A 2655-nucleotide genomic window follows, 5' to 3' on the forward strand; every position below is an offset into this window, starting at 1 on the left:
AAGGCACTCGGTCAAGTCACCGTCGACAATCTCAATCTAGGCCAGGGCGCCGTGACAGAGGTTGAGCGTTACTTTCTTTTTATTGGTCCCGCCGCCAAAAACGTCGGCCAGTTAATCCCGCTGAACACCGACAGCGACCTGGACACGGCGCTGGGCATTCCGGCCAGCGACCTTAAAACGCAAATCACTGCGGCACGCCAGAACGGTGGTCAGCGCTGGGCCTGCATCGCGGCCCCGATCGGCCCCGAGGGTGACTGGGCCACCGCGTTGCAGAAAATCCAGCAACAGGGCGTTTCCGTAGAAGCGGTGATTGTTACCAAGCCCGTAGTGAAGGCCGATGAACTGAAGGCCATGCACGACGCTGCCGTTGCGCTGAACAACACCTACGGGCGTCGTGTTTTCTTCCTGGCAAGTACTGCCGGCATCACCGTTGACCAGACCTGGGCGCAATACCTCACCGAGCAAAAAGCATTGGTAGCAGGGGTGGCCGCACCACGCGTTGCAATGGTGCCGCAGCTTCACGGTAATGACCTCGGCGTGCTGGCCGGTCGCTTGGCCAACTCGGCGGTAAGCATCGCTGATAGCCCAATGCGCGTGGCCACCGGCCCGGTGCTGGGACTTGGCCAAGTGCCCACTGATAGCGAGCTGATCCCGCTGCCGTCCGCTGTGCGCAGTGAGCTGGATCGGGCGCGGCTCTCCGTGTCGCAGATCTATCCGGATTACCCAGGCGTGTACTGGGGCGACTGCAACATGTTGGACACCCCGGACAGCGACTTTCAGGTCGTGGAGTACCTGCGCATCACCGACAAGGCCGCGCGCCTGATTCGCCCGCTACTGATCCGCCGTGTCGCCGATCGCCGCTTGAACAGCACGCCCAACAGCATGGCGGTCAACACCAACCAACTGATGGCCCCGCTGCGCGCCATGGCCAAGTCCGTCAAGTTCGCCGGCGAGGTGTTTCCCGGTGACATCGAGCCGCCGAAGGATGGCGACCTGGTGCTGGAATGGCTCAGCAAAACCAAGGTTGCGGCCTACATCAAGCTCAAACCCCTCAACTGCCCGAAAGACCTCACGGCGAACATTGCCCTGGATCTTTCCACTGACAAAACGGAGTAACGCCCCATGGCGAAAATTGGCGGCAAGAACTTCGACGTGAGCCTGGGCGATCTGTCGCTGCACGTCGAGAGCTGCACCCTGGACATCACCGACAACTCGGCGGTGGCCCAAACCCGGGGCGTGCCTGACGGCTACGTGGAGGGCGACGTGGCCGCTGCCGGCGAACTGGAACTGGACAGCACCAACTTTCAGTTGCTGATCGACGCGGCGCGATCGACGGGCAGCTTCCGCAAGCTCAAGCCGTTCGATTCGGTGTTTTTCGCCAAGGCCGGCGAAGACGAGGAACTGCGCGTGGAAGCCTTCGGCTGCAAGGTGAAGATCTCCAGCCTGTTGTCGATCGATCCGAAAGGCGGCGAGAAAACCAAACACAAGGTGCCGTTCGACGTCACCAGTCCGGACTTTATCCACATCAACGGCGTTCCGTACCTCGACGCTACCGAGATCGAGGGGCTGCGCTAATGGTGGATTGGTTCGACCGCGCCCAAAAACTGGAGCAGCGCCAACGTGATCAGGCAATCAAAGCCCAGCTGCTGAAGTCTGTGCCGGTCGGGCCGAGCCTGACCCATTGCGAGGACTGCGGCAACGAGATCCCGCCGGCGCGCCAGGCAACAGGCGGTAAAACGCGGTGCGTCCCGTGCCAAACGGGCTTTGAGCAGAGTAAACGTTGATGACGACTGAAGCCGCACGCCTCGGAACGCTGGAGCAGAGATTCGCCGTATTCGAACACCGGCTTAGCGAGCTGGAAGACCGCCACGAAACCGTACCTACCCGCGTGACCAAACTGGAGCAAGGGTTCGAGCACATGGCGGGGCAACTGTCGGAATTGAACGCTGGTCAGCAGACCCTGACGGTCGCGGTAAACGACATCGGCGCGAAGGTCGGGCGCTTGCTGACCATCCTGACACTGGTTGGCGCCGTCCTGCAGATGGTGGTGCCGGCACTGCTGCGCGTGTGGTTCCCATGAGCCTGCGCGGCAGGATCATGGCCGGTGCGATCGCGCTGGCCAGCACGCCGCTGGTGATCTTCCTGGGCACCTGGGAAGGCAACGGCCAGAACACCGTTTACGCGGACAAGCTCGCCGGCGGACTGCCCACGGTTTGCAAGGGCATCACCCGGTTTACCAGCCCTTACCCGGTCGTTGTCGGCGACTACTGGTCACCCGCCAAGTGCGCCGAGGTGGAGCAGCTGGTGATCCGCAAAACGCAGCTGCAGCTGGCCGAGTGCATCACGAACCCGAACGTGGGACAGACCACGTTCGACGCACTCACCAGTCATGGCCACAACTTCGGTGTGACCAGCACCTGCGCCAGTCGAGCGGTCGCGCTTATCAACGCCGGCCGCATCGCCGAGGGCTGCAAAGCTCTGGCATGGGCGCCGGACGGCATGACGCCGGTATGGGCCTTTGTGACTGACGCCAAGGGCCAGAAGCGCTTTATTCCGGGCCTGCACAACCGCCGGTTGGCCGAATCCCGGCTGTGTGCGGAGGGCTTGTGATGCTGCGCCAAGCCTTGTTCCTGGTCGTGTTGTGCCTGGTCGCCT

The 2655-nt window shown here is 62.4% G+C and carries 5 protein-coding genes; all 5 read left to right on the plus strand.

The window, feature by feature from the left end; translation table 11 throughout:
• Positions 1-1116, plus strand: a 1116-nt coding sequence (locus FGA82_RS30085) for a DUF2586 domain-containing protein (protein ID WP_249384303.1), incomplete at its 5' end; no start/stop codon positions are given.
• A 6-nt stretch (positions 1117-1122) separates the two neighbouring features.
• The gene (locus FGA82_RS30090; RefSeq protein ID WP_141129903.1) at positions 1123-1575 is read left to right on the plus strand and encodes a phage protein; all 453 of its coding nucleotides are present in this window, start codon (positions 1123-1125) and stop codon (positions 1573-1575) included.
• On the plus strand, positions 1575-1784 hold the full coding sequence (locus FGA82_RS30095) for a TraR/DksA C4-type zinc finger protein (RefSeq protein WP_141129904.1): 210 nt from the start codon (positions 1575-1577) through the stop codon (positions 1782-1784). The genes FGA82_RS30090 and FGA82_RS30095 overlap by 1 nt, the downstream gene beginning before the upstream one ends.
• Positions 1784-2080, plus strand: a complete 297-nt coding sequence (locus tag FGA82_RS30100) for a hypothetical protein (RefSeq protein WP_141129905.1) — start codon at positions 1784-1786, stop codon at positions 2078-2080. Before FGA82_RS30095 ends, FGA82_RS30100 begins: the two co-directional genes overlap by 1 nt.
• Positions 2077-2610 carry a lysozyme gene (locus FGA82_RS30105; RefSeq protein ID WP_141129906.1) on the plus strand — a complete coding sequence of 178 codons (534 nt, stop codon included), beginning with the start codon at positions 2077-2079 and terminating at the stop codon, positions 2608-2610. Before FGA82_RS30100 ends, FGA82_RS30105 begins: the two co-directional genes overlap by 4 nt.
• Positions 2611-2655: the final 45 nt, after the last annotated feature.

It is taken from the genome of Pseudomonas fluorescens (assembly GCF_005938625.1).
In the GTDB taxonomy this organism is placed as follows: domain Bacteria; phylum Pseudomonadota; class Gammaproteobacteria; order Pseudomonadales; family Pseudomonadaceae; genus Aquipseudomonas; species Aquipseudomonas fluorescens_BD.

What these genes read in the sequence shown, in the direction of transcription:
- FGA82_RS30090 (WP_141129903.1), top strand. Translation starts at nt 1,123, where the DNA reads ATGGCGAAAATTGGCGGCAAGAACTTCGACGTGAGCCTGGGCGATCTG.
- FGA82_RS30095 (WP_141129904.1), top strand. Translation starts at nt 1,575, where the DNA reads ATGGTGGATTGGTTCGACCGCGCCCAAAAACTGGAGCAGCGCCAACGT.
- FGA82_RS30100 (WP_141129905.1), top strand. Translation starts at nt 1,784, where the DNA reads ATGACGACTGAAGCCGCACGCCTCGGAACGCTGGAGCAGAGATTCGCC.
- FGA82_RS30105 (WP_141129906.1), top strand. Translation starts at nt 2,077, where the DNA reads ATGAGCCTGCGCGGCAGGATCATGGCCGGTGCGATCGCGCTGGCCAGC.